The sequence below is a fragment of the Mammaliicoccus sciuri genome, from assembly GCF_002901825.1.
In the GTDB taxonomy this organism is placed as follows: domain Bacteria; phylum Bacillota; class Bacilli; order Staphylococcales; family Staphylococcaceae; genus Mammaliicoccus; species Mammaliicoccus sciuri.
On record NZ_PPQD01000002.1, the window covers coordinates 20,971 to 43,068 of the forward strand.

A 22,098-nucleotide genomic window follows, 5' to 3' on the forward strand; every position below is an offset into this window, starting at 1 on the left:
TAAGATTGTGATATGCTTCTTTTATATATTATTCTTCGTTATTATCTTGTTCTTCGATGTCTTCATTCACACGTTCAATGAAGTCTTCTCTTAAATCTTCTTTACCATCTTGTGTTTCAGTTTCAACAACTTCAGTCTCTGTTGTTTCTTCTAACACACCTTCAACTGGTGATTCTGCAATTTCATTTTCGTCTGGTTCAACTTTAGCTACTGTTGCCACATGTTGATTATCACCTAAACGAATTAATCTTACACCTTGAGCACTTCTACCATTTTGAGAGATATCCGCTACGTGTAGTCTAATAATAACACCTGAATTTGTAACAATCATCAAGTCTTCGTCACCGTTGACAGTTGTGATACAAACAAGGTTACCATTCTTCTCAGTTAGAGTGGCAGTCTTAATACCTTTACCACCTCTATTAGAAATACGATATTGATCAGCTGAAGTACGTTTACCATAACCTTTTTCAGTTACGATAAGTATTTCATCTTGTTGATCTTCATCTGTTACATCTAATCCAATAACTTCATCATCTTCTCTTAATGTAATACCCTTCACGCCAGCTGCTGTTCTTCCTAATGGGCGTAATTTAGATTCATCAAAGCGTATCAATGATGCATGTTTCGTACCAATAATGATTTCTTTCGTACCATCCGTCAGTCTAACCGCAATAAGCTCGTCGCCTTCTTTAAAGTTGATTGCAATTTTACCGTTTTTGTTAATTCGTGAGAAATTAGATAATTTAGAACGTTTAACTGTACCATGTTTAGTAGCAAAGACTAAGTAATCTTCTTCACTTGATAAGTCTTTAACAGCTATCATTGTACTAATCATTTCATCTTTATCGATTTCTAAAGCATTAACGATTGGTAAGCCTTTAGATTGTCTAGACATTTCAGGAATTTCATAACCTTTAAGTTTGTATACACGACCTTTATTCGTAAAGAATAAGACATTATCATGTGTACTTAAAGTTACGAGTTGGCTAACAAAGTCATCTTCTATCGTATTCATACCTTGTACACCACGTCCACCTCTATTTTGTGAACGATATGTAGATACCGGTAATCGTTTAATATAGTTGTTATGACTTAATGAAATAACGATTTGTTCTTCTGGGATTAAGTCTTCATCTTCAATTTGATCAAGACCCGCTGCCGTAATTTCTGTACGACGCTCATCACCATATTTATCTCTTATTTCAGTAATTTCTTCTCGGATGATTTCTAGTAATTTTTCTTCATCACTTAAAATCTCTTTTAATTCTTCAATAAGTTTAAGTAAATCTTGATATTCTTTTTCGATTTTGCCGCGTTCTAAACCAGTTAAACGACGTAAACGCATATCTAAAATCGCTTGCGCTTGTCTTTCAGATAGGTTGAAACGATTTTGTAAACCTTCCATCGCTTCTGAGTCACTTTGTGATTCACGAATTAATGTAATGATTTCATCGATATGATCTAACGCAATTCTTAATCCTTCTAGAATATGCGCTCTATCTTGAGCTTTTTTCAAGTTATATTTCGTACGTCTTGTTACGACATCTTTTTGGTGTTCTAAATAATGATATAGAACTGCACGTAAGCCTAATAATTTAGGTTTACCATCAACTAGTGCAATCATATTCACACCAAATGATGTTTGTAATGGTGTTTGTTTATATAGATTGTTCAGAATAACATTAGCATTTGCATCTTTTCTAACTTCTATAACAATACGTACACCGACTTTTAAGCTTGTTTCATCTCTTAAGTCTGTAATACCTTCAATTTTCTTATCACGCGCTAATTCAGCAATTTTCTCGATTAATCTTGCTTTATTAACTTGGTAAGGTATTTCAGATACGACGATACGTTCCTTACCATTTTTCATAACTTCAATTTCAGAACGAGCTCTCATTAAGATTGATCCACGACCAGTTTCGTATGCACGTCTAATTCCGCTTCTACCCATAATTAAACCAGCTGTTGGGAAGTCAGGACCTTGAACGATATCCATTAACTCATTTGTTGTAATTTCTGGGTTATGACTAAGCGCTAATACGCCGTCTATAACTTCATTTAAGTTATGAGGTGGAATATTTGTTGCCATACCAACTGCGATACCTGATGTACCATTCACCAATAAATTAGGGAATCTTGCAGGTAAGACTACCGGCTCTCTTTCATTTCCATCGTAGTTGTCTTGGAAATCAATCGTATCTTTATTGATATCTCTTAATAATTCACTTGTGATTTTAGCCATACGTGCTTCTGTATAACGCATTGCAGCAGCACCATCACCATCCATAGAACCAAAGTTCCCTTGGCCATCTACTAATGGATATCTATAACTAAAGTCTTGTGCCATACGTACCATTGCTTCATAAATAGATGAGTCACCGTGTGGGTGATATTTACCCATTACGTCACCAACAATACGTGCAGACTTCTTGTAAGGTTTGTCTGAAGTCATACCTTGATCATTCATACCATATAAAATACGTCTATGAACTGGTTTTAAACCGTCTCTAACATCGGGTAATGCACGAGATACAATTACACTCATTGCATAGTCTAAGAATGATTCTTTCATTTCTTTACTGATGTTACGTTCACTAACTCTTGATTGTGGTATTTCAGCCATTAATCATATCCTCCTTAAATCGTAAATGATGCTTTATATATCTAACGTTGCGTATTCGGCATTTTCTTCAATAAATTGACGACGAAACTCAACAACATCTCCCATAAGCATTTCAAAAGTTTCGTCAGCTTCTATCGCATCTGTTAGTGTTACTTGAAGCATTGAACGATGTTCAGGATTCATTGTTGTTTCCCACAATTGATCAGCATTCATCTCTCCAAGACCTTTATAACGTGCTATAGACAATTTCGGCGTTGAGCTAAGTTCTTCTTTTAATTTATCTAATTCTCTATCGTTAAATACATAATATTTTTTCTTACCTTGTTCAACTTTGTATAAAGGTGGTTGTGCAATGTATACATAACCCGCTTCAATAAGCGGTCTCATAAATCTATAGAAGAATGTTAATAATAACGTTCTAATATGGGCACCATCGACATCGGCATCTGTCATGATAACTAATTTATGATATCTCGCTTTACTAATATCAAACTCTCCACCAATACCTGTTCCTAGTCCTGTAATCATGGCACGAATTTCGTTATTACCTAAAATTCTATCTAAACGTGCTTTTTCAACGTTTAAAATCTTACCACGTAACGGTAGAATCGCTTGTGTCTTAGAGTCACGACCTAATTTAGCAGAGCCCCCGGCAGAGTCACCCTCAACGATATATAATTCACATTCTTCAGGTTTCTTACTTGAACAGTCTGCAAGTTTACCAGGTAAGCTTGAAACTTCTAATGCAGATTTACGTCTTGTAACTTCTCTCGCTTTTTTAGCGGCAAGACGTGCTCTAGAAGCCATGACACCTTTATCAACAATAATTCTTGCCACGTTTGGATTCTCTAATAAAAATCGTTCAAAGAGTTCAGAGAATAATTTGTCAACGATTTGACGTACTTCTGAGTTACCTAATTTAGTCTTTGTTTGACCTTCGAATTGAGGATCACCGTGTTTAACAGATACAACAGCAGTCATACCTTCACGTACGTCTTCACCAGAAAGTTTTTCTTCTCCTTCTTTAAGAAGTTTATTCTTAATACCATAGCTGTTAATAACACGCGTTAATGCACGTTTAAATCCATCCTCATGCGTACCACCTTCATAAGTATGAATGTTGTTCGCATAAGTTAATAAATTTGTCGCAAAACCGTTATTATATTGAATTGCAATTTCAACTTCTACGTCATCTTTAGTATCGTGAATATAAATTGGCTCATCATATAGTACTTCTTTAGATTTATTTAACATTTCAACATAAGATTTAATACCGCCTTCATAGTGGTATGAATCTTCTTGAATGTTTTCGTCATCTCTTTCATCTCTCAAAGAAATTTGGATACCTTTATTTAAGAATGCTAATTCACGAATACGTTTTTGTAATGTTTCATAGTCATATTCAGTTGTTTCAGTAAAGATTTCACCGTCAGCTTTAAAGCGTATTGTTGTACCTGTATGATCTGTGTCACCAATGACTTTCAAATCAAATGCTGGTACACCTCTTTCATACGCTTGGTGATAAATTTTATTGTTAAGGTGAACGTAAACTTCTAAATTAGAAGATAACGCATTTACGACAGATGAACCTACACCGTGTAAACCACCAGATACTTTGTATCCGCCACCGCCAAATTTACCACCGGCATGAAGTACTGTTAAGATAACTTCTACAGCAGGACGTCCCATTTTCTCTTGTATATCAACAGGTATACCTCTACCGTTATCTGTTACTTTAATCCAATTGTCCTTTTCTATTACAAGTTCAACATGATCTGCATATCCAGCTAATGCTTCATCGATACTGTTATCTACAATTTCCCAAACGAGATGATGTAATCCTCTTGCAGATGTAGAACCTATATACATACCAGGGCGTTTACGGACTGCCTCTAAACCTTCTAATACTTGTATCTGATCTGCACCATAACTTGAAGCGTTATTTTGTTCTGACACGTATTTCCACCTTCACTTTCATCTACTCAATAATATTGCCTTTAGATACGTTAAATACCTTGGCATCTTTCATAATCTCATGCTCTATTCCATCAACAGATGTTGTTGTTACAAACGTTTGTACCTTCTCTTGAATTGTACTTAATAAATGGGTTTGTCGATTATCATCAAGTTCACTTAGCACATCGTCTAACAGTAGAATTGGATATTCACCAACAACTTGATTAATCAACTCAATCTCAGCAAGCTTTATGGATAATGCTGTCGTACGTTGCTGTCCTTGAGAACCATAAGTTTGTACATTCATATCATTAACATGAAAACTAATGTCGTCTCTATGCGGTCCAAACCGTGCACTTCCACGCTCAATCTCTTTATCCATTGAATCATTAAGCAACGAACAAAAAGCATTTTTAAGTCCAGATACATCTTGATATGTTTCTGACAGTTTAATATTCGGCTCGTATTGAACCTTTAAACTTTCTTTTTCGCTCGTAATGCCTTGATGAATCACTTCGGCAATCTTTTCTAATTCACGAATAAAGTGCGCACGTTTCAAAGTCACATTTGCTGCCGCTTCTGAAAATTGTTCATTGAATACTTCTAACATCGTTCGATCTTTCATTTTCCCAATTTGTAATTGTTTGAGGTAATGATTTTTTTGTTTAAGTAATCTTTGATAATTAGATAAATGATTTAAATAGACCGCAGACATCTGACCGAGTTCCATATCAATAAAACGTCGTCTGATTTGCGGGCTACCTTTTACAATATTTAAATCTTCTGGTGCGAACAACACCACATTTAAGTGACCAATATACTGCGTTAATCGGCTCTGTTCTAGATGATTAACTCTCGCCTTTTTGCCTTTTTTCGTAATGATTAAAGAAATAGGCATTGAGCCGTGGCGATAACTTAGTTCACCTTCTATTTTACCATACTCTTCACCAAACTGTATGAGTTCTTTATCATTCGAAGTCCTATGACTTTTAGCTAGTGCTAAAGTATAGATAGATTCTAATAAATTCGTCTTACCTTGCGCGTTCTCACCAATTAATATATTAACATTGGAATTAAAATCAAGTGTACATTTATCATAATTTCTATAATGAGTTAAAGTAAGTTTCTGTAATATCATAATCTATTCACTGAGATGGTTAATACGAAATTGACCTTCAGAAGGAATTTCGACTAAATCACCATCATGTAATTTTTTGCCACGACGAGTTTCACGTTCACCATTTATTAATACTTCTTCATCTTGGAGGAACCATTTAGCCTGACCACCCGTTCCAATGACGCCTTCATTTTTTAGGAATTGACCTAAAGTAATATCGTCTTTTACTGAGATATCTTGTACCACTATCTTCACTCCAATCTTAATTAGTCATCTCTATATTATACCTTTTTTTCACCAAAAAATCATGCTTTTACGCACAATTCATTTTAAGATAAATTAATCTTCAAAATATTTATATTCTAAGTGAAAAATTAAGTCCGGAACTTAAACATTATTTTCATAATAAAATCAAAAAAGTATAGCTAACGAGCATAGTGAGATACTATGGCGCCTGTTAGTTACACTTCACGCGACTTTTGTTACTATAGACGCCCTATCCTTAAACTTTCACACGAAAAAGCTGAGACAATGATCTTTGTCTCAGCTTTCTAAATATTTATATTACTTTATCTTTCTTTGTAAAAATTAAAATCAAACTGATTAACAGGAATGCTGTTCCTGCTAAAAATGGAATTGTGATGAAGCCAAATACATTAATATACTCTGATGAACATGGAACACCTTGTGTACATGGTTTGATTTCTGCAAATCCTGGTACTTTTTGCTCTAAGTAATGCCATGTGGATATCAATAGTCCAATGATTGATAACGGTAGGGCTATTTTTTTAACATTAAAATCATTTTGGAATGAGCCAATTCCGAGTATTAACACGAGTGGATACATACAGATTCTTTGATACCAGCACATTGTACATGGGACAAATTGTCGTATCTCACTAAAGTATAAACTACCTAACATAGCTACTAAAGCTATTACCCAGGAAATAAATAGTGCATATTGTTGCTTCAAATATATCACCTATTTTTATTTATTTTTCTTTTCTATAGCTTGATCGATTGCTTTAGAAACTTTGTCGTAATCCATTGGATCTGATAATACTTTACCATCTACTACAATTGTAGGTGTAACGTCTACATCGTATTTATTTGTTAAATCTGAATCATTTTTCATTTGTTTATAAGACTCTGAATTTCTATCTTTCACTAATTTCATGATTTGATCTTTTTTAGATTTATTAATATCTAATCCGTCTACTGCTTTTTGGACTACTTTAAGATCTAACCATTCGTCATCTGTTTCTGCATTGTGGTCATCTGGTTGTGCTTCAAATAATGCTCTATGGAAATCCCAATATGCATCAGGTGCGATTTTATAAACAGCATGTGCTGATGCACCACCAATTTCAGATCCTTCACCGTGGAATGGTGCGTTCACAAATCTATATTCCACTTTGTCTTTATCGATATAATCTTTTTCTATTTGATCCATGTAATTCGTTTCAAATGCTTTACATGCTGGACATTTAAAATCTCCAAATTCAACTATTTGAACTTTAGCTTTATCTTTTTTATGTGTTGGATTGTCTTTTGTCTCTTTTGATAAGTCTGTGGCTTTAACAGTTCTATCAAATAGACTATCTTCTTTGTTGTCACTTCCGCTTCCACCAAACACAACAAGCAATACGATACCTACGACAACAACAAGTATTGCTATCATTAAAAACATAATATTACTGTTACTATTTTTATTCGCCATATTAATCCCTCAATCTCTTTTGTTGATAATATAAATTTTATACTATCACTTAAAGAAATTCTATATCATTCAATAAAAATTCATTAAGGTTTTGTGACAAAATGGTGATTAATATTTTCGTAAAAATTATTTAGTAATTTTTAATGCATTTTTTAAATTTTTGATAACGCCTTTTTCATAAGTGAGCACGCTACCACGATACGTTTTCGCTGCAAACACCAGTAGAATGATACATGTAACGATTGAAATGACAATTCCTAAAAGTAAATGCCATTCAGGTGTTGATTCTGATGTAGTTCTTAATAACATGACCATTGGTGATAACATCGGAATGAAGCTTGTCACTTTTACAAGCATTGTATCTGGGTTTGAAATACTAAATATCGCAATATAGAATGCTGCTAATGAAATAAATGTAACTGGCATCATAGATTGAGCAAGATCTTCTATACGACTCGTTAATGCCCCTAGAATAGCCGCTAATGAAATATAGGATACAACACCCAAAATTAAGTAAACTGCGCCATAAATAATGATTCTCGTCGTCTCAGGGCCATATTCAACTCCAGCTGACTCAAATAATCCTTTCAAATCAAATGCGAATATACTAATTACAATCGCAAGTATGATAAAGAATATTTGTGTAAAGGCTACTGCAATGATTGCGAGTATTTTCGCGGATACATGAATCGACGGTTTCACACTTGTAACGATCATTTCAATCACACGTGTTGTTTTTTCAGTCGCAATTTCTGAACCGATTTGGTTAGCGTAATTGATTGTGATAAAGAATGATAAGAAAATGATGATGTAAACAACAGCTGAGTTTAATGCTTGAACTTTCGGATTAACATCACTAGATTGTTTTTCATCATTCGATTTAATTTCTTCTGTCTTCACATCACTTGGTGTATTTAACGTTTTCAAATCTTTTTCTGATAGATTTAATTTTTGTGCTGTTAATGATGATTGCATTTGGCTAAGCGTTGATTGTAAGGTCATTTTCTCACTTTCACTTACATTGCCTTTTTCATAAATTGTGCCATCTACTTTTTCACCATTCACGTTTACTTGAATTAAACGTTTATACTTTTCGTCTTTAACACCTTTTTTACCTTTTTCGAGTGAAACTTTTTCTACTTTTTCAATATCATCGTTTTGTTTATATTGCTTTTCTAATACTTTATAGATCATATCGTTATCTGTTTGTATCGCAACAACTTTACTATCGTTATCAAAGAAATCAATAATTTTGTCGATGTTACTTAATGCAAAGATTAAAATCATAAAAATTGCAGTCATGATGATAAATGATTTACTTTTCACTTTTTGTATATACGTTAAATTAAATGTCGGCCAGAATTTATTCATGCTTATCACCTACCTTAGCTATAAAGATATCGTTTAGAGATGGTTCTGCAACTTGGAATCGTTTGAGGTAACCTAACTTCGTCACATTTTGATAAATACTTTCTGCATGTTTTTCATCAGAAATTGTGATTTTAACGCCTTTTTTAGTCGTTTTAAATGCTTCTACACCTTCAAAGTCTTTTAAGAATCCTAAATCGTAGTCACCTTCGATAAATACATCTTTCTTACCAAAGTCATCTTTAACTTGATCAAGAGAACCAGCAACGACTGCTTTACCTTTATTCATAATGCAAATATAGTCACAAAGTTCTTCTACATGTTCCATTCTATGTGAGCTGAATATAATCGTTGTGCCTTGTTCTTTTAAATCTTTAACAGCAGCTTTAAGCAATTCAACATTGACTGGATCAAGTCCACTAAATGGTTCATCAAGAATTAATAATTCAGGTTTATGAATGATTGCAGCAATCAGTTGTACTTTTTGTTGATTACCTTTCGATAATGCTTCGATCTTTTTTTCTTTATTTTCAAATGCATCAAATCGTTTCAACCAATAATCTAATGCTTCTGAAATATCTTTTCTTTTCATGCCTTTTAGTTCAGCTAAATATTGCACTTGCTCCCAAACTTTTAATTTTGGATGCAATCCTCTTTCTTCAGGTAAATAACCAATCGTATTGGTCATATTATAGTCAATTGGCTTGTCGTTAAATGTCACAACTCCAGTTGTCTTTGGTAATAAACCTAAAATCATACGAAATGTTGTCGTTTTACCTGCACCATTTCCGCCTAAAAATCCATACATCGTACCTTTAGGAACTTCCAAATTAACATCATGTACAGCCGTAAAGTCATTGAATTTTTTGGAAACATCTTTAATTAGTAATGTCATAATGTTTACTCCTTTTCTTTAGATTCTATTTCTGAAATATCTATATTCTCGTCTTCTTCGAAAATAAATAATTCATCTATAGATACTTCGAACACTTGAGAAAGCTTATGTGCTAGTACTAACGTGGGATTGAATTTGTAACGCTCAATAGAATTGATTGTTTGTCTAGACACTTTAACCAATCGAGAGAGTTCACTTTGTGTCATGTTTTTCTGTGTGCGATATTCATAAACTTTGTTTTTCAATTCATCACTTCCTGTCAAGTTAACTTTACAATATATGAATTTTTACACCGTGTCAAGTAAACTTGACACAAAAAAATAGCTGAGACCCAAATTAGGTCCCAGCCATTACATGTTTATTAATATGTTCTGATTGGTAAGATAAGTTGTACGACAGTTTCGTCGTCTTTAGGTTTAAGAATAAACGGTCTCATTGTACCAAAGAATTCTACTTGTACTTCATCGTTGTCGATAGCTTTTAATGCATCCATCATGTATTTAGAGTTAAATGAGATTTTTAATGATTCACCTTCAACATTGTCTGTAGATACATCTTCTTTAACTGTACCGATTTCTGGTGAAGTAGATGATAATTCAACTTTATCAACATCCGTAGATAATTTAATGACGTTGTTACCACCCTCACGTGCTAATAGCGATGCACGATCTATTGCATGATAGAACTCACTATTATCTAAGATGATTTTAGTTTCATAGTTCTCTGGGAATAGTCTTGTTGTATCTGGATAGTTCCCTTCAAGTAATCTTGAAATAAAGTTAATGTGACCAACTTTAAATAATACTTGGTTACTTGCAAAGAAGATATTGATGTCTTCCTCAGAATCAGAAACGATTTTGTTTAATTCAGATAAAGCTTTACCTGGGATAATAACATTTTTATCATCGATTTCTTCGTCTTCTAATTTTAATTTTCTTAATGCAAGTCTGTGTGAATCTGTTGCAGTACAGATTAGTTCATTGTTTTGAATAAGCCAGTTAACACCTGTTAATACAGGGCGTGTTTCTGACGTGGACACTGCAAAGTTCGTTTGTGCGATAATGTTCTTTAATACTTTAATTGGTAATTTAATTGCATCGTCTTCAGATACTTGCGGTAATAATGGATATTGATCTGGATCTAAGCCACTTACGTTAAATTCAGAATGTCCTGATGTGATCAGTGTTTTAAATTGATCATTAGTTGATAAATTAACGGTTTTACCTGGTAATTTTTTAACGATATCTACAAAGAAACGTCCTGGAAGTACTACAGAACCTTTTTCTTCAATATCTACAATTTTTTCACCATCAATATTTTGATTTATTGTTATTTCTATTGATATTTCAGAGTCTGATCCTGTTAAGATGATGCCTTTATCTGTAGCATCTATCTTGATTCCTGTAAGTATCGGTAATGTAGTTCTTGGTGAAATTGCTTTTAATGTATCATTCAATTGATTAAGAAAGTAATCTCGTTGAATTGTAAATTTCATAACTTATAAAACTCCTTCCAGTCGTTATATATTTAATTATATATCTTTTAAAATCATAGTAATAGTCATAGGGGCTGTGGATTGGTGGATAACTCGCCTTAAATGGTGATATAAAAGTTATTCACATGTTGATAAACTGTGTATGAATGTGCACAACTTATCAACATTATCCACGAATTTGTTTTTCCAGTTGTTCTAAATCATTTTTGAGTTCTGGGTTATTTTCTAAATCTTTTTTAATTTTATCATGTGCATGGATGACAGTTGTATGATCTCGTCCACCAAATTCTTCACCAATTTTAGGTAATGAAAAATCAGTAAGTTCTCTTGATAGATACATAGCGATTTGTCTCGGATATGCAATTGATTTTGTACGTTTCTTAGCAGCAAAGTCTTCGATTCTAACGTTATACATTTTACCAACAGCTTGTTGAATGTCTTGAATCGTGATTTTAGTAGATCTTGGTGATGAAATAATATCTTTAAGTGCTTCTGCTACTAAATCTGTATTAATCGGTTTATTTCTAAGTTTGGAGTACGCTAATACTCTCGTTAAAGCACCTTCTAATTCACGTATATTGGATTGAATTGAATTAGCGATATAAGTTAAAGCTTCAACAGGTATATCTAAGTTTTCTTCTTCGATTTTCTTTTGTAAAATAGCCATTCTCGTCTCAAAGTCAGGAGGCGTAATATCTACTATTAATCCCCATTCGAAACGTGTTCTTAAACGATCTTCTAAAGTTGGAATTTCTTTAGGCGGACGGTCACTTGAGATGACGATTTGCTTTTTATTTTGATGTAAATCATTAAAAGTATGGAAGAATTCTTCTTGCGTTTGTTCTTTCTTTTGAATGAATTGAATGTCATCTATTAAGAGCACATCGATGTTTCGATACTTGTCTCTAAAGCTTTCCGTATCGTTCATACGTATAGACTTAATAAATTCATTTGTGAATTTTTCGCTAGATGTATATAGAACGTTAGCATTTGGATTTTGTTCAAGCACATAATGACCAATTGCATGCATTAAATGTGTCTTTCCTAAACCGACGCCTCCATATATGAAAAGCGGATTATAAGCATTGGCTGGTTCTTCGGCTACTGCTAGTGAAGCAGCGTGCGGGAACTGGTTACCAGGTCCAATAACGAATGTATCAAAAGTGTTATTACTGTTCAGCTGACTATTTGTAACTTCTTCATATGCTTCAGTTTCTTTAGGTTTTTCTGGCTGTTCAGTGAAATCTTCACTTTGTAAATCTTCTTCTGATATAAATTTAACTTGAACTTTGTCTCCAATCACTTCATATATAAAGTTTGTGACGTGTTCATGATATTTATTGGTTAACCACTCAGCGACAAAAGGACTTTGTGCAACAACTATTGCGCGCTTACTATCAATTTGATGTAAGTAAGTCCCTTTGAACCATGTATTATAACCAGCAGAAGCGATTTGATCTTCAGCAATAGATAACACTTGCTCCCAAATTTCTTCTTTTGAATTCATAAAAGTCCTCTTTCTCATTTAAATTTATTGAGTTATACACATAAAATAAGATTGTTGATAAAGAAAATCACAGGTTGTGAATTATTATCCACAACTTACACACAAACGGTGGATAACTACACTTTATAATTCTCTTGTCCACAATCTTTACACGTAAATATTTATGAAATAATCACAGTAATATCAATGCTTTGTATAACTTATCCACACAATTATACTTTTAAACAAATCGAGTTGTCAAATACCTGTGAATATGTGCAGTTTGATGAGATTGTACTGTGAATAAGAATATATCTTAATCAATTTATCCACAAAAAGTTGGTTATGCATTGTGAATAAGTGGATAACTTAATAAATAGAAGTTGTAAATTTCTTCTTGATTTTTAAAATCTGATTTGTTATAGTTTAGTAGTTATTGAAATTGTGACAAATCACACGTATGGTATAAATAATTTTGAAACTAATCTTCTGATATATATAAATGAATATCATACAAATGATAATCTAATGTAGAATTAGATGTTAAGAATAATTAATGGAGGTGTTCTTAAATGGTAAAACGTACGTATCAACCAAATAAACGTAAACATAGTAAAGTACACGGTTTCCGTGCACGCATGAGTTCTAAAAACGGCCGTAAAGTATTAGCTCGCCGTCGTCGTAAAGGTAGAAAAGTATTATCAGCTTAAGATCACTGAAGAGCAGTGGTCTTTTTTTTGTTTTAATTGAAGGAATTGTTTTGTATAATAAACAATAATTAAGTGATGTATTGTGGAGTGGATGTTTGTGGAAAAGGCTTATCGAATTAAGAAAAATAATGATTTTCAAAGAATTTATAAAAAAGGTAAGTCAGTCGCTAATAGACAATTTGTTATTTACACAGCTGAAAATGATCTTGATCACTTTAGATTAGGTATAAGTGTTTCAAAGAAAATGGGTAATGCTGTTACAAGAAATAGAATTAAAAGGTCCATTAGAGAATGTTTTAAGAATCATAAAGAAAATATTATTCCTAAAGACATCATTGTTATCGCTCGAAACCAAGCTGTTGATTTAAAAGTCATTGAAACACAGAAGAGTCTAGAGCATGTATTGAAGATTGCTAAAGTTTTTAATAAACGTATTCCCTAAGTATTGATATATTACTAGGAGGTTGCAGCATGCTTAAATCGCGCTATGAAGGACAATCAGTAGAACAAGCACTACAACAAGGTTTAGAAGATTTGAATGTTCAAGAACAACAAGTAAGAATTGATGTTATTAATGAAGGTAAAAAAGGTATTTTTGGATTTATGAAACAAGATGCACAAATTGAACTAACTGTAATCGATCCAGAACTTAAACAGTTTGAATCAATTGAAGCATTAAAAAATCGTCACGAGTCGGTCGAAGAGGACGATAGCCCATTAACAGATGAAGTGACACATCAAGAAGACACAATAATAGAAGAAAAAGATATTCAGTCAGAAACAGGCATACGTGAAGATCGCAATCAGAAAAAAGATTCATTAAATGAAGTGGCACAAAACACTTTAGATTATGTACTTAATATCATAAGAGAAATGGATATTGATGTAGATGGTTCATATGAAATTAAGTCTAATACAATTTATATTAATATGACTTCCAACAATGCTGCTTATATAATAGGTAAGCGTGGTCAAATTTTAAACGCCTTACAAATAGTAGGTCAAAATTATATGCATCAATTTGTTAAAGGTTATTATACGCTTATATTAGATATCGAATCATATCGAGAAAAACGTAAAGAAACGTTAGAAAAATTGGCGCTTAATATGGCTAAGAAAGCAACTCAGACAAAGAGACCGGTTAAATTAGAACCTATGCCAAACTTTGAACGTAAAATTATGCATCAAGCAGTCAGTAAAATTGAAAATATCGAAACATACTCTGAAGGAAGAGAACCACATCGATATTTAGTCATTAAGAATAAATAAAAATAGTCGGAGTGAGTCATCTCGCTCCGCATTTTTTCGAACAATATATTCGAAAAATATTACAAAACCATTTACAATCAATAGAATAGTTATCAATGGTGGAGGAGAATATCATGGATTTAGATACAATTACAAGTATCTCAACGCCTATGGGTGAAGGTGCAATAGCAATCGTACGATTAAGTGGTCCGGATGCCTTAAATATTGCTAATCGTATATATAAAGGTAAGAAACAAATTACTGAAGTGGCATCACATACAATTAATTATGGTCATATTATTGATTCTGAGACTGATGAAGTCGTAGAAGAAGTCATGGTTGCTGTTATGAAAGCACCAAAGACTTTTACGAGAGAAGACATCGTTGAAATAAATTGTCATGGTGGTTTAGTAACAGTTAATCGTGTACTTGAGTTAACGTTATCTAATGGTGCTAGAATGGCAGAACCAGGTGAGTTTACGAAACGAGCATTCTTACACGGACGTATTGACTTGTCTCAAGCAGAAGCGGTTATGGATTTCATCCGTTCTAAGACGGAACGCGCATCGAAGGTAGCCTTAGGTCAGATGGAAGGACGTCTAAGTAGTCTTATTAAAGGCTTAAGACAGTCCATATTAGAAATACTTGCTCAAGTAGAAGTGAATATTGATTATCCTGAATACGATGACGTAGAAGAAGCTACGACTAAATTCTTATTAAAAGAATCAAGGCATATTGAAAATGAAATCGATCAATTATTAAGAACTGGCCAGCAAGGTAAAATTATGCGCGAAGGTCTATCAACAGTCATTGTTGGGAAACCAAACGTAGGTAAAAGTTCTATGCTTAACAACTTGATTCAAGATAATAAAGCGATTGTTACTGAAGTAGCTGGTACAACAAGAGATGTATTAGAAGAATACGTCAATGTTCGTGGTGTACCATTAAGATTAGTGGATACTGCAGGTATTCGTGAAACAGAAGACATCGTAGAAAAAATAGGTGTAGAAAGATCAAGAAAAGCTTTATCAGAAGCAGATTTAATTTTATTTGTTCTTAATTATAATGAAGCATTAACGGAAAATGACTATCAGCTATTTGATGTCATTAAGGATGAAGATGTGATTGTGATTATAAACAAAATGGACTTAGAACAGAAGTTAGATATTGATGAATTAAAAGCAATGATAGGTGACCATCCTTTAGTTCAAACTTCTATGGTTGAACAACAAGGTATTGAAGAACTTGAACAGAAGATTTCAGAGTTATTCTTTGGTGGACAAGTACAAGCACAAGATATGACATATGTCTCAAATTCAAGACATATAGCATTATTAAAAGACGCTAAGACATCTATAAATGATGCAATTCAATCTGCTGAAGACGGTGTACCTATAGATATCGTACAAATAGATTTAATCAAAACTTGGGAATTGCTCGGTGAAGTAATTGGTGAAGAAGCAAGTGATTCACTAATTGACCAACTGTTTAGTCAATTCTGTCTCGGAAAATAAAAAGGAGGAAAAATTTTGACACAAAAATATGACGTTATTGTTGTCGGCGCTGGACATGCAGGTGTGGAAGCTGGTTTAGCTTCTGCAAGACGTGGTGCAAAAACACTAATGCTTACAATTAACCTTGATAGTGTAGCATTTATGCCATGTAATCCATCAGTTGGTGGTCCAGCTAAAGGAATTGTTGTAAGAGAAATCGATGCGCTTGGTGGTCAAATGGCTAAGACTATCGATAAGACACACATTCAAATGCGTATGTTAAACACTGGTAAAGGTCCAGCTGTAAGAGCATTACGTGCACAAGCAGATAAAGTATTGTATCAAGAAGAAATGAAACGTGTGATTGAAGATGAACCAAATCTTGATATTATGCAAGGTATGGTTGAACGTTTAATTATAGAAGATAATAAAGTTAAAGGTGTAGAAATGGTTATCGGCTCAACTTATGAAGCGGATGCTGTTGTATTAACGACAGGTACATTTTTACGTGGTGAAATTATTTTAGGTAACTTGAAATATTCAAGTGGACCAAACCACCAAATGCCATCTATTAAATTAGCTGAACACTTGAAAGAATTAGGCTTTGATATCGTGAGATTCAAGACTGGTACGCCTCCACGTGTTAATGGTAATACAATAGATTACAGCAAAACAGAAATTCAACCAGGTGATGAAGTAGGACGTGCGTTCAGTTATGAAACGACAGAATACATTTTAGATCAATTACCTTGTTGGTTAACATATACAAATGAACAAACGCATAAAGTTATCGACGATAATTTACATTTATCTGCTATGTACTCAGGTATGATTAAAGGTACAGGTCCAAGATATTGTCCTTCAATTGAAGATAAATTTGTTAGATTCAATGATAAACCAAGACACCAATTGTTCTTAGAGCCAGAAGGACGTAAGACACAAGAAGTATACGTACAAGGTCTATCAACAAGTTTACCTGAACATGTTCAACGTAAAATGTTAGAAACAATTCCAGGACTTGAAAAAGCAGACATGATGCGTGCCGGTTACGCAATTGAATATGATGCAATTGTGCCAACACAATTATGGCCAACACTTGAAACGAAAGTCGTTACAAACTTATTTACTGCGGGTCAAATCAATGGTACTTCAGGATATGAAGAAGCGGCAGGACAAGGTTTAATGGCAGGTATCAACGCTGCTGGTAAAGTATTAGGTAAAGAAGACGTTATATTACGTCGTTCAGATGCTTATATCGGTGTGTTAATTGATGATTTAGTTACAAAAGGTACGAACGAACCATACCGTTTATTAACTTCTAGAGCAGAACATCGTCTATTATTAAGACATGATAATGCAGACTTAAGACTGACAGATATCGGTTATGAAATTGGTATGATTTCTGAAGAACGTTACGCTAAATTTAATCAAAAACGTGAAGCAATTTCAGCTGAACAAGAAAGATTAAGAGGTATTCGTATTAAACCGAATGCACATACACAAAGTGTTATCGAAAGTCGCGGTGGAACAGCGCTTAAAGACGGTATATTAGCTTTAGATCTATTACGTAGACCAGAAATGGATTACGCAGCTATTATGGAAATCTTACAAGAAACTTCACCAGTAGATGAAGACGTACAAGAACAAGTAGAAATTCAAACGAAATACGAAGGTTATATCCAAAAATCATTAGCACAAGTTGAAAAAATGAAACGTATGGAAGATAAAAAAATTCCTGAAAATATCGATTATGATGCAATCAATAGTTTAGCGACTGAAGCACGTCAAAAACTTAAAGAAGTTAAGCCACTTGATATTGCACAAGCTTCTCGTATTTCAGGTGTAAACCCTGCAGATATTTCGATTTTACTTGTGTACATTGAACAAGGTAAAATTCAGAAGGTGAACTAACATGAATGAACAAACTTTTATTGATACGTTAAAAGATTCAGGTATAACATTATCAGATAAACAAATTAGTCAATTTGAAACATACTTTGAGATGTTAGTAGAGTGGAACGAAAAAATTAACTTAACAGCAGTTACTGAAAAAGAAGAAGTGTACTTGAAACACTTCTTTGATTCAGTGACACCAAGCTTTTATATAGATTTTAATGAAATTGAAACGATCTGTGATGTAGGGGCAGGCGCTGGATTTCCGAGTATCCCTTTAAAAATCGTATATCCACGCTTGCAAATTACGATAGTAGATTCATTAAATAAAAGAATTAAATTTTTAAATGAATTAGCTGCATCATTAGACTTAGATAAAGTAAACTTTGTACATGATAGAGCAGAAACATTCGGTAAATCACAACAGTACCGAGAAAGCTTTGATCTTGTAACTGCAAGAGCAGTAGCACGATTATCTGTATTAAGTGAATTATGTCTACCTTTAGTGAAAAAGGGCGGTCAATTTGTAGCATTAAAAGGCTCACAAGGTAATGAAGAGTTAGAAGATGCACAATTTGCAATTTCTGTATTAGGTGGAGAAGTAAAAACAGTAAATGAATTTACGCTACCTCTTGAAGAAAGTATGAGACAGATCATTACGATAGATAAATTAAGACAAACACCTAAGAAGTATCCAAGAAAGCCAGGAACACCAAACAAAGAACCTTTAACAAAATAATTCCTGGGAAATATGTATGAACGAAAGTAGGTATATTGAGATGAAAAAGCCTTTTTCTAAATTATTTGGACTTAAAGACAAAGAATTAGAACACATAGAAGAAGCACGAGCTGAAGGTAATGTGGCAGTCATATCAACAGAAAGAATAGTGCCAAACCGTTATCAACCGAGAAAAGTATTCGATGAATCTAAAATTAAAGAACTCGCACAATCTATAAAAGAACATGGATTATTACAACCTATTGTTGTTCGTCCAATTGAAGAAGGTATGTATGAAATCATAGCAGGTGAGCGAAGATTTCGTGCAATGAAATATAACGATTTACCAGAAACTGAAGTTATTATTAAACCATTAAATGACAAAGAAACAGCAGCCGTTGCACTAATTGAAAATATACAAAGAGAAAATTTATCAGCTATAGAAGAAGCGGAAGCCTATAAGAAATTGCTGGATTTAGAAGATATTACACAACATGATTTAGCAGTTAGTATGGGTAAGAGCCAATCATTTATAGCCAATAAATTAAGACTGCTCAAATTATCAGAACCTATTATTATTTCATTACAAAAAGGTGAAATAACAGAAAGACATGCAAGAGCATTGTTAGGTTTAGATGATGAAGGGCAGCAAGAAGTCTTAACATCCATACAATCTCAGAACTTAAACGTCAAACAAACAGAAGATCGCGTTAAGAAAATACGCGGCTCTGAAAAAGTAAAAGCAAAACAATTTCAATTCGAACAAGACATCACAGAAGCACTAGATTCACTCGGACAAAGCATTAAAAATGTTGAAAAAGAGGGTATTAAAATCAAGCGAATTGATGAAGAACATAAAGACTTCTATGAAATTACGATTAAAGTTTATAAGAAGAAATAATATATAAAGTTTGGGACATTATATAATATCCCAAACTCTTTTTTATGTTTACATATAGAATTTCTGTAAATTTCCGATATATTATTGTTATTTGTAAAAAAGTCATTTATACTTTTCTGTAAACGTTTTCATTTAAAAGGGGGATTTTAATGATTACATTTTTAGTTTCTATCGTTTTATTAGTTATAGGTTATTTTACATATGGCAAGTATATTGAAAAAATGTTTGGTGTTAAGGATGAACGTCCGACGCCTGCTCATGATCAAAGGGATAATATTGATTTTGTTCCGATGTCGACAAATAAGAACTCATTGATTCAATTGTTAAATATTGCAGGGGTTGGACCGATATTTGGACCGATTATGGGTGCTTTATATGGACCAGTTGCTTTTATTTGGATTGTATTAGGGTCTATATTTGCTGGTGCTGTTCATGATTATTTAACAGGTATGATTTCTATCCGTAATAAGGGGGCTCATTTACCTGAATTAGCTGGTAAGTTCTTAGGTAATGTGATGAGACATCTCGTAAACGTCTTTACACTATTACTATTGTTATTAACAGGTACGGTATTTGTTACGAGTCCGGCATTACTATTACATTCTTTAATGGATGGTAGAGTGGCTTTAGGTATTATTATTTTTGTTATTTTCTTATATTATTTCTTATCAACAGTGCTACCTATCGACAAAATTATTGGTAAAGTTTATCCGATATTTGGTTTCATCTTGATGATTTCTGCAGTAGGAATCTTTGTACGATTAATTATGACTGGTGCAGAAATTCCGGAACTAACTTTGAAAAATATGCATCCTGATTCGGCGCCAATTTTTCCTTTATTATTCTTTACGATTACTTGTGGTGCTTTATCTGGTTTCCATGCGACACAATCACCGATTATTTCTAGAACGACGAATAATGAGAAAAATGGTCGTAAAATATTCTACGGTATGATGATTGCTGAAGGTATTATTGCGATGATTTGGGCTGCGGCTGCTATGAGTTTATTTGGTGGCTATGGTGGTCTACAAGAAGTGTTAGCGAAAGGTGAAGCGGCGCTTGTAGTGAGTGAGGCTTCTACTATGTTATTAGGTTCTGTATTTGGAACATTAGCGATTCTAGGTGTTATTGTATTACCAATAACAAGTGGTGATACTTCGTTTAGAAGTGCGAGAATGATTTTAGCTGATTATTTTAATTTCGGTCAGAAAAAAGTAATGAATCGCTTCGCAATTGCGATACCTATGTTTGTTATTAGTTTTATTTTAACGAGAGTAGACTTCACAATACTTTGGAGATACTTCTCTTGGGCAAACCAAACAACAGCTGTTATCGCTCTATGGATAGGCGCTATGTATTTATTACTATCTAAAAAGAATTTCTATGTCGCTTTAATACCTGCTTTATTTATGACATGGAATATATTCACGTATATATTAAGCCAACCAATTGGATTTGGGATGGATTTATCACTTAGTTATTGGTTGTCAGCTGGTTTGACGATTTTATGGTCTATGTATTTCTATTATTTATATCGTAAAAACAGTGAAAATGCGATAGAAATAGATTATCAAATCGGTGGATCACCCGTATCTAAATATTAAACAGTAAAAGCACCTTTCGATCTCCATCGAAAGGTGCTTTTTATATATTTAATATAGGGAAGGTAGTCTGCCATACGATACTCGCTCAAAAATATCATATGGCAGTGCTATTATTTAGGGGTAATAGCAAATGCGCGGACAGGGAATCCGGGTGCATTTTTAGGTTTAGGGCTAATGGCTAATATAACTGAACCACGAGTTGGTAGTTCGTCTAATCCGGTTAACAGTTCTATTTGAAAAGTATCTAAACCAAGTACGTATCGTTCACCGACAATGTCATTATTTTTACGGATGTCTACTGAAGCATCAGTATCAAATGTTTCATGTCCGATTGACTTGATCTTTCTCTCTTCAAACAAGTATTTAAGTGCGTCTAATGACCATCCTGGGAGATGTTCATGACCATCATTGTCTTTGTTCTCAAATTGCTCTTTATCTGGCCATTTCTTTGACCAGTCACTTCTAAATGCGACAAACGTTCCACTTTCAATTGGTCCATTTTCAGATTCCCATTGAAGAATGTGTTCTTTAGTTAGTCTGAAATCTGAATCTTGGGCTACTTCTTTTGAGAAATCTAACACGATTAAAGGTAAGACTGTTTCTTGTAAACCGAGTTCATGTAAATATCGTTTATGTTCTACAAAATGTATAGGTGCATCTATATGCGTGCCATATTGTGTAGGAAATTGCCATGATTGGGCAAAGAAACCGTCATCTTTAACTTTATATAATGTTTTTGTTTCTGCATTTTCAAAAGCTGAAAAATGTGGAGATTCTGAATCAAATGTATGCGTTAAATCTACCCATTTATATTCTTTCAGTTGATTTAGCGAGTTCCATAATGGATATGACATAACATCACCTC

The 22,098-nt window shown here is 33.4% G+C and carries 20 protein-coding genes; 8 read left to right on the plus strand and 12 right to left on the minus strand.

The genetic code is table 11. The features are described 5' to 3' along the window. Positions 1-28 precede the first annotated feature (28 nt). The 11 genes from gyrA to dnaA all read right to left on the minus strand — a co-directional run bounded on the left by gyrA (position 29) and on the right by dnaA (position 12,687). Complete coding sequence (gene gyrA / locus CD035_RS00360; RefSeq protein WP_048542873.1) at positions 29-2,629, minus strand: DNA gyrase subunit A; 2,601 nt, start codon at positions 2,627-2,629, stop codon at positions 29-31. Positions 2,630-2,662: 33 nt separating this feature from the next. Then, on the minus strand, positions 2,663-4,585 hold the full coding sequence (gyrB, locus tag CD035_RS00365) for a DNA topoisomerase (ATP-hydrolyzing) subunit B (RefSeq protein WP_025906237.1): 1,923 nt from the start codon (positions 4,583-4,585) through the stop codon (positions 2,663-2,665). A gap of 22 nt (positions 4,586-4,607) precedes the next feature. Next, positions 4,608-5,723, minus strand: a complete 1,116-nt coding sequence (recF, locus tag CD035_RS00370; RefSeq protein ID WP_048542875.1) for a DNA replication/repair protein RecF — start codon at positions 5,721-5,723, stop codon at positions 4,608-4,610. Between the two features lie 3 nt (positions 5,724-5,726). Then, entirely contained in the window at positions 5,727-5,957 is a 231-nt protein-coding gene (yaaA, locus tag CD035_RS00375; protein WP_269750679.1) for a S4 domain-containing protein YaaA, read from the minus strand. A gap of 304 nt (positions 5,958-6,261) precedes the next feature. Further along, on the minus strand, positions 6,262-6,675 hold the full coding sequence (locus tag CD035_RS00380; RefSeq protein ID WP_048542877.1) for a disulfide oxidoreductase: 414 nt from the start codon (positions 6,673-6,675) through the stop codon (positions 6,262-6,264). A gap of 15 nt (positions 6,676-6,690) precedes the next feature. Beyond that, positions 6,691-7,422, minus strand: a complete 732-nt coding sequence (locus tag CD035_RS00385) for a DsbA family protein (RefSeq protein ID WP_048542879.1) — start codon at positions 7,420-7,422, stop codon at positions 6,691-6,693. Between the two features lie 126 nt (positions 7,423-7,548). After that, positions 7,549-8,793 carry an ABC transporter permease gene (locus CD035_RS00390; RefSeq protein ID WP_048542881.1) on the minus strand — a complete coding sequence of 415 codons (1,245 nt, stop codon included), beginning with the start codon at positions 8,791-8,793 and terminating at the stop codon, positions 7,549-7,551. Then, positions 8,786-9,685 (minus strand): ABC transporter ATP-binding protein, encoded by a 900-nt coding sequence (locus CD035_RS00395; protein WP_048542882.1) that lies wholly within the window; start codon positions 9,683-9,685, stop codon positions 8,786-8,788. Before CD035_RS00395 ends, CD035_RS00390 begins: the two co-directional genes overlap by 8 nt. A gap of 5 nt (positions 9,686-9,690) precedes the next feature. Further along, positions 9,691-9,930, minus strand: coding sequence for a helix-turn-helix transcriptional regulator (locus CD035_RS00400; RefSeq protein ID WP_048542884.1), 240 nt, complete (start codon positions 9,928-9,930; stop codon positions 9,691-9,693). Positions 9,931-10,046: 116 nt separating this feature from the next. After that, positions 10,047-11,180 (minus strand): DNA polymerase III subunit beta, encoded by a 1,134-nt coding sequence (gene dnaN, locus CD035_RS00405; protein ID WP_037589476.1) that lies wholly within the window; start codon positions 11,178-11,180, stop codon positions 10,047-10,049. A gap of 166 nt (positions 11,181-11,346) precedes the next feature. Then, entirely contained in the window at positions 11,347-12,687 is a 1,341-nt protein-coding gene (gene dnaA, locus CD035_RS00410) for a chromosomal replication initiator protein DnaA (protein ID WP_048542887.1), read from the minus strand. Positions 12,688-13,238: 551 nt separating this feature from the next. Between dnaA and rpmH the strand changes: the two genes are divergently transcribed. The 8 genes from rpmH (at position 13,239) to CD035_RS00450 (ending at position 21,233) form a co-directional block, all read left to right on the plus strand. Further along, positions 13,239-13,376 (plus strand): 50S ribosomal protein L34, encoded by a 138-nt coding sequence (rpmH, locus tag CD035_RS00415; RefSeq protein ID WP_016999186.1) that lies wholly within the window; start codon positions 13,239-13,241, stop codon positions 13,374-13,376. A 97-nt stretch (positions 13,377-13,473) separates the two neighbouring features. After that, positions 13,474-13,818: a ribonuclease P protein component gene (gene rnpA, locus CD035_RS00420; RefSeq protein WP_025906220.1), complete on the plus strand. Its 345-nt coding sequence runs from the start codon at positions 13,474-13,476 to the stop codon at positions 13,816-13,818. 29 nt (positions 13,819-13,847) lie between these two features. Further along, positions 13,848-14,645 (plus strand): RNA-binding cell elongation regulator Jag/EloR, encoded by a 798-nt coding sequence (jag, locus tag CD035_RS00425; RefSeq protein ID WP_048542889.1) that lies wholly within the window; start codon positions 13,848-13,850, stop codon positions 14,643-14,645. A 113-nt stretch (positions 14,646-14,758) separates the two neighbouring features. Next, positions 14,759-16,138, plus strand: coding sequence for a tRNA uridine-5-carboxymethylaminomethyl(34) synthesis GTPase MnmE (gene mnmE, locus CD035_RS00430; protein WP_048542890.1), 1,380 nt, complete (start codon positions 14,759-14,761; stop codon positions 16,136-16,138). Positions 16,139-16,153: 15 nt separating this feature from the next. Next, entirely contained in the window at positions 16,154-18,028 is a 1,875-nt protein-coding gene (mnmG, locus tag CD035_RS00435; RefSeq protein ID WP_048542892.1) for a tRNA uridine-5-carboxymethylaminomethyl(34) synthesis enzyme MnmG, read from the plus strand. A gap of 1 nt (position 18,029) precedes the next feature. Further along, positions 18,030-18,749, plus strand: a complete 720-nt coding sequence (rsmG, locus tag CD035_RS00440; RefSeq protein ID WP_048542894.1) for a 16S rRNA (guanine(527)-N(7))-methyltransferase RsmG — start codon at positions 18,030-18,032, stop codon at positions 18,747-18,749. A 40-nt stretch (positions 18,750-18,789) separates the two neighbouring features. Then, on the plus strand, positions 18,790-19,629 hold the full coding sequence (gene noc / locus CD035_RS00445; protein ID WP_048542895.1) for a nucleoid occlusion protein: 840 nt from the start codon (positions 18,790-18,792) through the stop codon (positions 19,627-19,629). 149 nt (positions 19,630-19,778) lie between these two features. Beyond that, on the plus strand, positions 19,779-21,233 hold the full coding sequence (locus CD035_RS00450; protein WP_048542897.1) for a carbon starvation CstA family protein: 1,455 nt from the start codon (positions 19,779-19,781) through the stop codon (positions 21,231-21,233). Positions 21,234-21,343: 110 nt separating this feature from the next. Here CD035_RS00450 and CD035_RS00455 read toward each other — a convergent pair whose 3' ends face one another. Beyond that, positions 21,344-22,087, minus strand: a complete 744-nt coding sequence (locus CD035_RS00455; protein ID WP_048542899.1) for a cyclase family protein — start codon at positions 22,085-22,087, stop codon at positions 21,344-21,346. Positions 22,088-22,098 lie beyond the last annotated feature (11 nt).

Excerpts from the sequence above, each read along its gene's own strand:
- gyrA (WP_048542873.1), bottom strand. The coding sequence starts at position 2,629 with ATGGCTGAAATACCACAATCAAGAGTTAGTGAACGTAACATCAGTAAA.
- jag (WP_048542889.1), top strand. The coding sequence starts at position 13,848 with ATGCTTAAATCGCGCTATGAAGGACAATCAGTAGAACAAGCACTACAA.
- CD035_RS00395 (WP_048542882.1), bottom strand. The coding sequence starts at position 9,685 with ATGACATTACTAATTAAAGATGTTTCCAAAAAATTCAATGACTTTACG.
- rpmH (WP_016999186.1), top strand. The coding sequence starts at position 13,239 with ATGGTAAAACGTACGTATCAACCAAATAAACGTAAACATAGTAAAGTA.
- rsmG (WP_048542894.1), top strand. The coding sequence starts at position 18,030 with ATGAATGAACAAACTTTTATTGATACGTTAAAAGATTCAGGTATAACA.
- dnaA (WP_048542887.1), bottom strand. The coding sequence starts at position 12,687 with ATGAATTCAAAAGAAGAAATTTGGGAGCAAGTGTTATCTATTGCTGAA.
- mnmE (WP_048542890.1), top strand. The coding sequence starts at position 14,759 with ATGGATTTAGATACAATTACAAGTATCTCAACGCCTATGGGTGAAGGT.
- CD035_RS00450 (WP_048542897.1), top strand. The coding sequence starts at position 19,779 with ATGATTACATTTTTAGTTTCTATCGTTTTATTAGTTATAGGTTATTTT.
- CD035_RS00385 (WP_048542879.1), bottom strand. The coding sequence starts at position 7,422 with ATGGCGAATAAAAATAGTAACAGTAATATTATGTTTTTAATGATAGCA.
- dnaN (WP_037589476.1), bottom strand. The coding sequence starts at position 11,180 with ATGAAATTTACAATTCAACGAGATTACTTTCTTAATCAATTGAATGAT.
- CD035_RS00455 (WP_048542899.1), bottom strand. The coding sequence starts at position 22,087 with ATGTCATATCCATTATGGAACTCGCTAAATCAACTGAAAGAATATAAA.
- CD035_RS00390 (WP_048542881.1), bottom strand. The coding sequence starts at position 8,793 with ATGAATAAATTCTGGCCGACATTTAATTTAACGTATATACAAAAAGTG.
- noc (WP_048542895.1), top strand. The coding sequence starts at position 18,790 with ATGAAAAAGCCTTTTTCTAAATTATTTGGACTTAAAGACAAAGAATTA.
- recF (WP_048542875.1), bottom strand. The coding sequence starts at position 5,723 with ATGATATTACAGAAACTTACTTTAACTCATTATAGAAATTATGATAAA.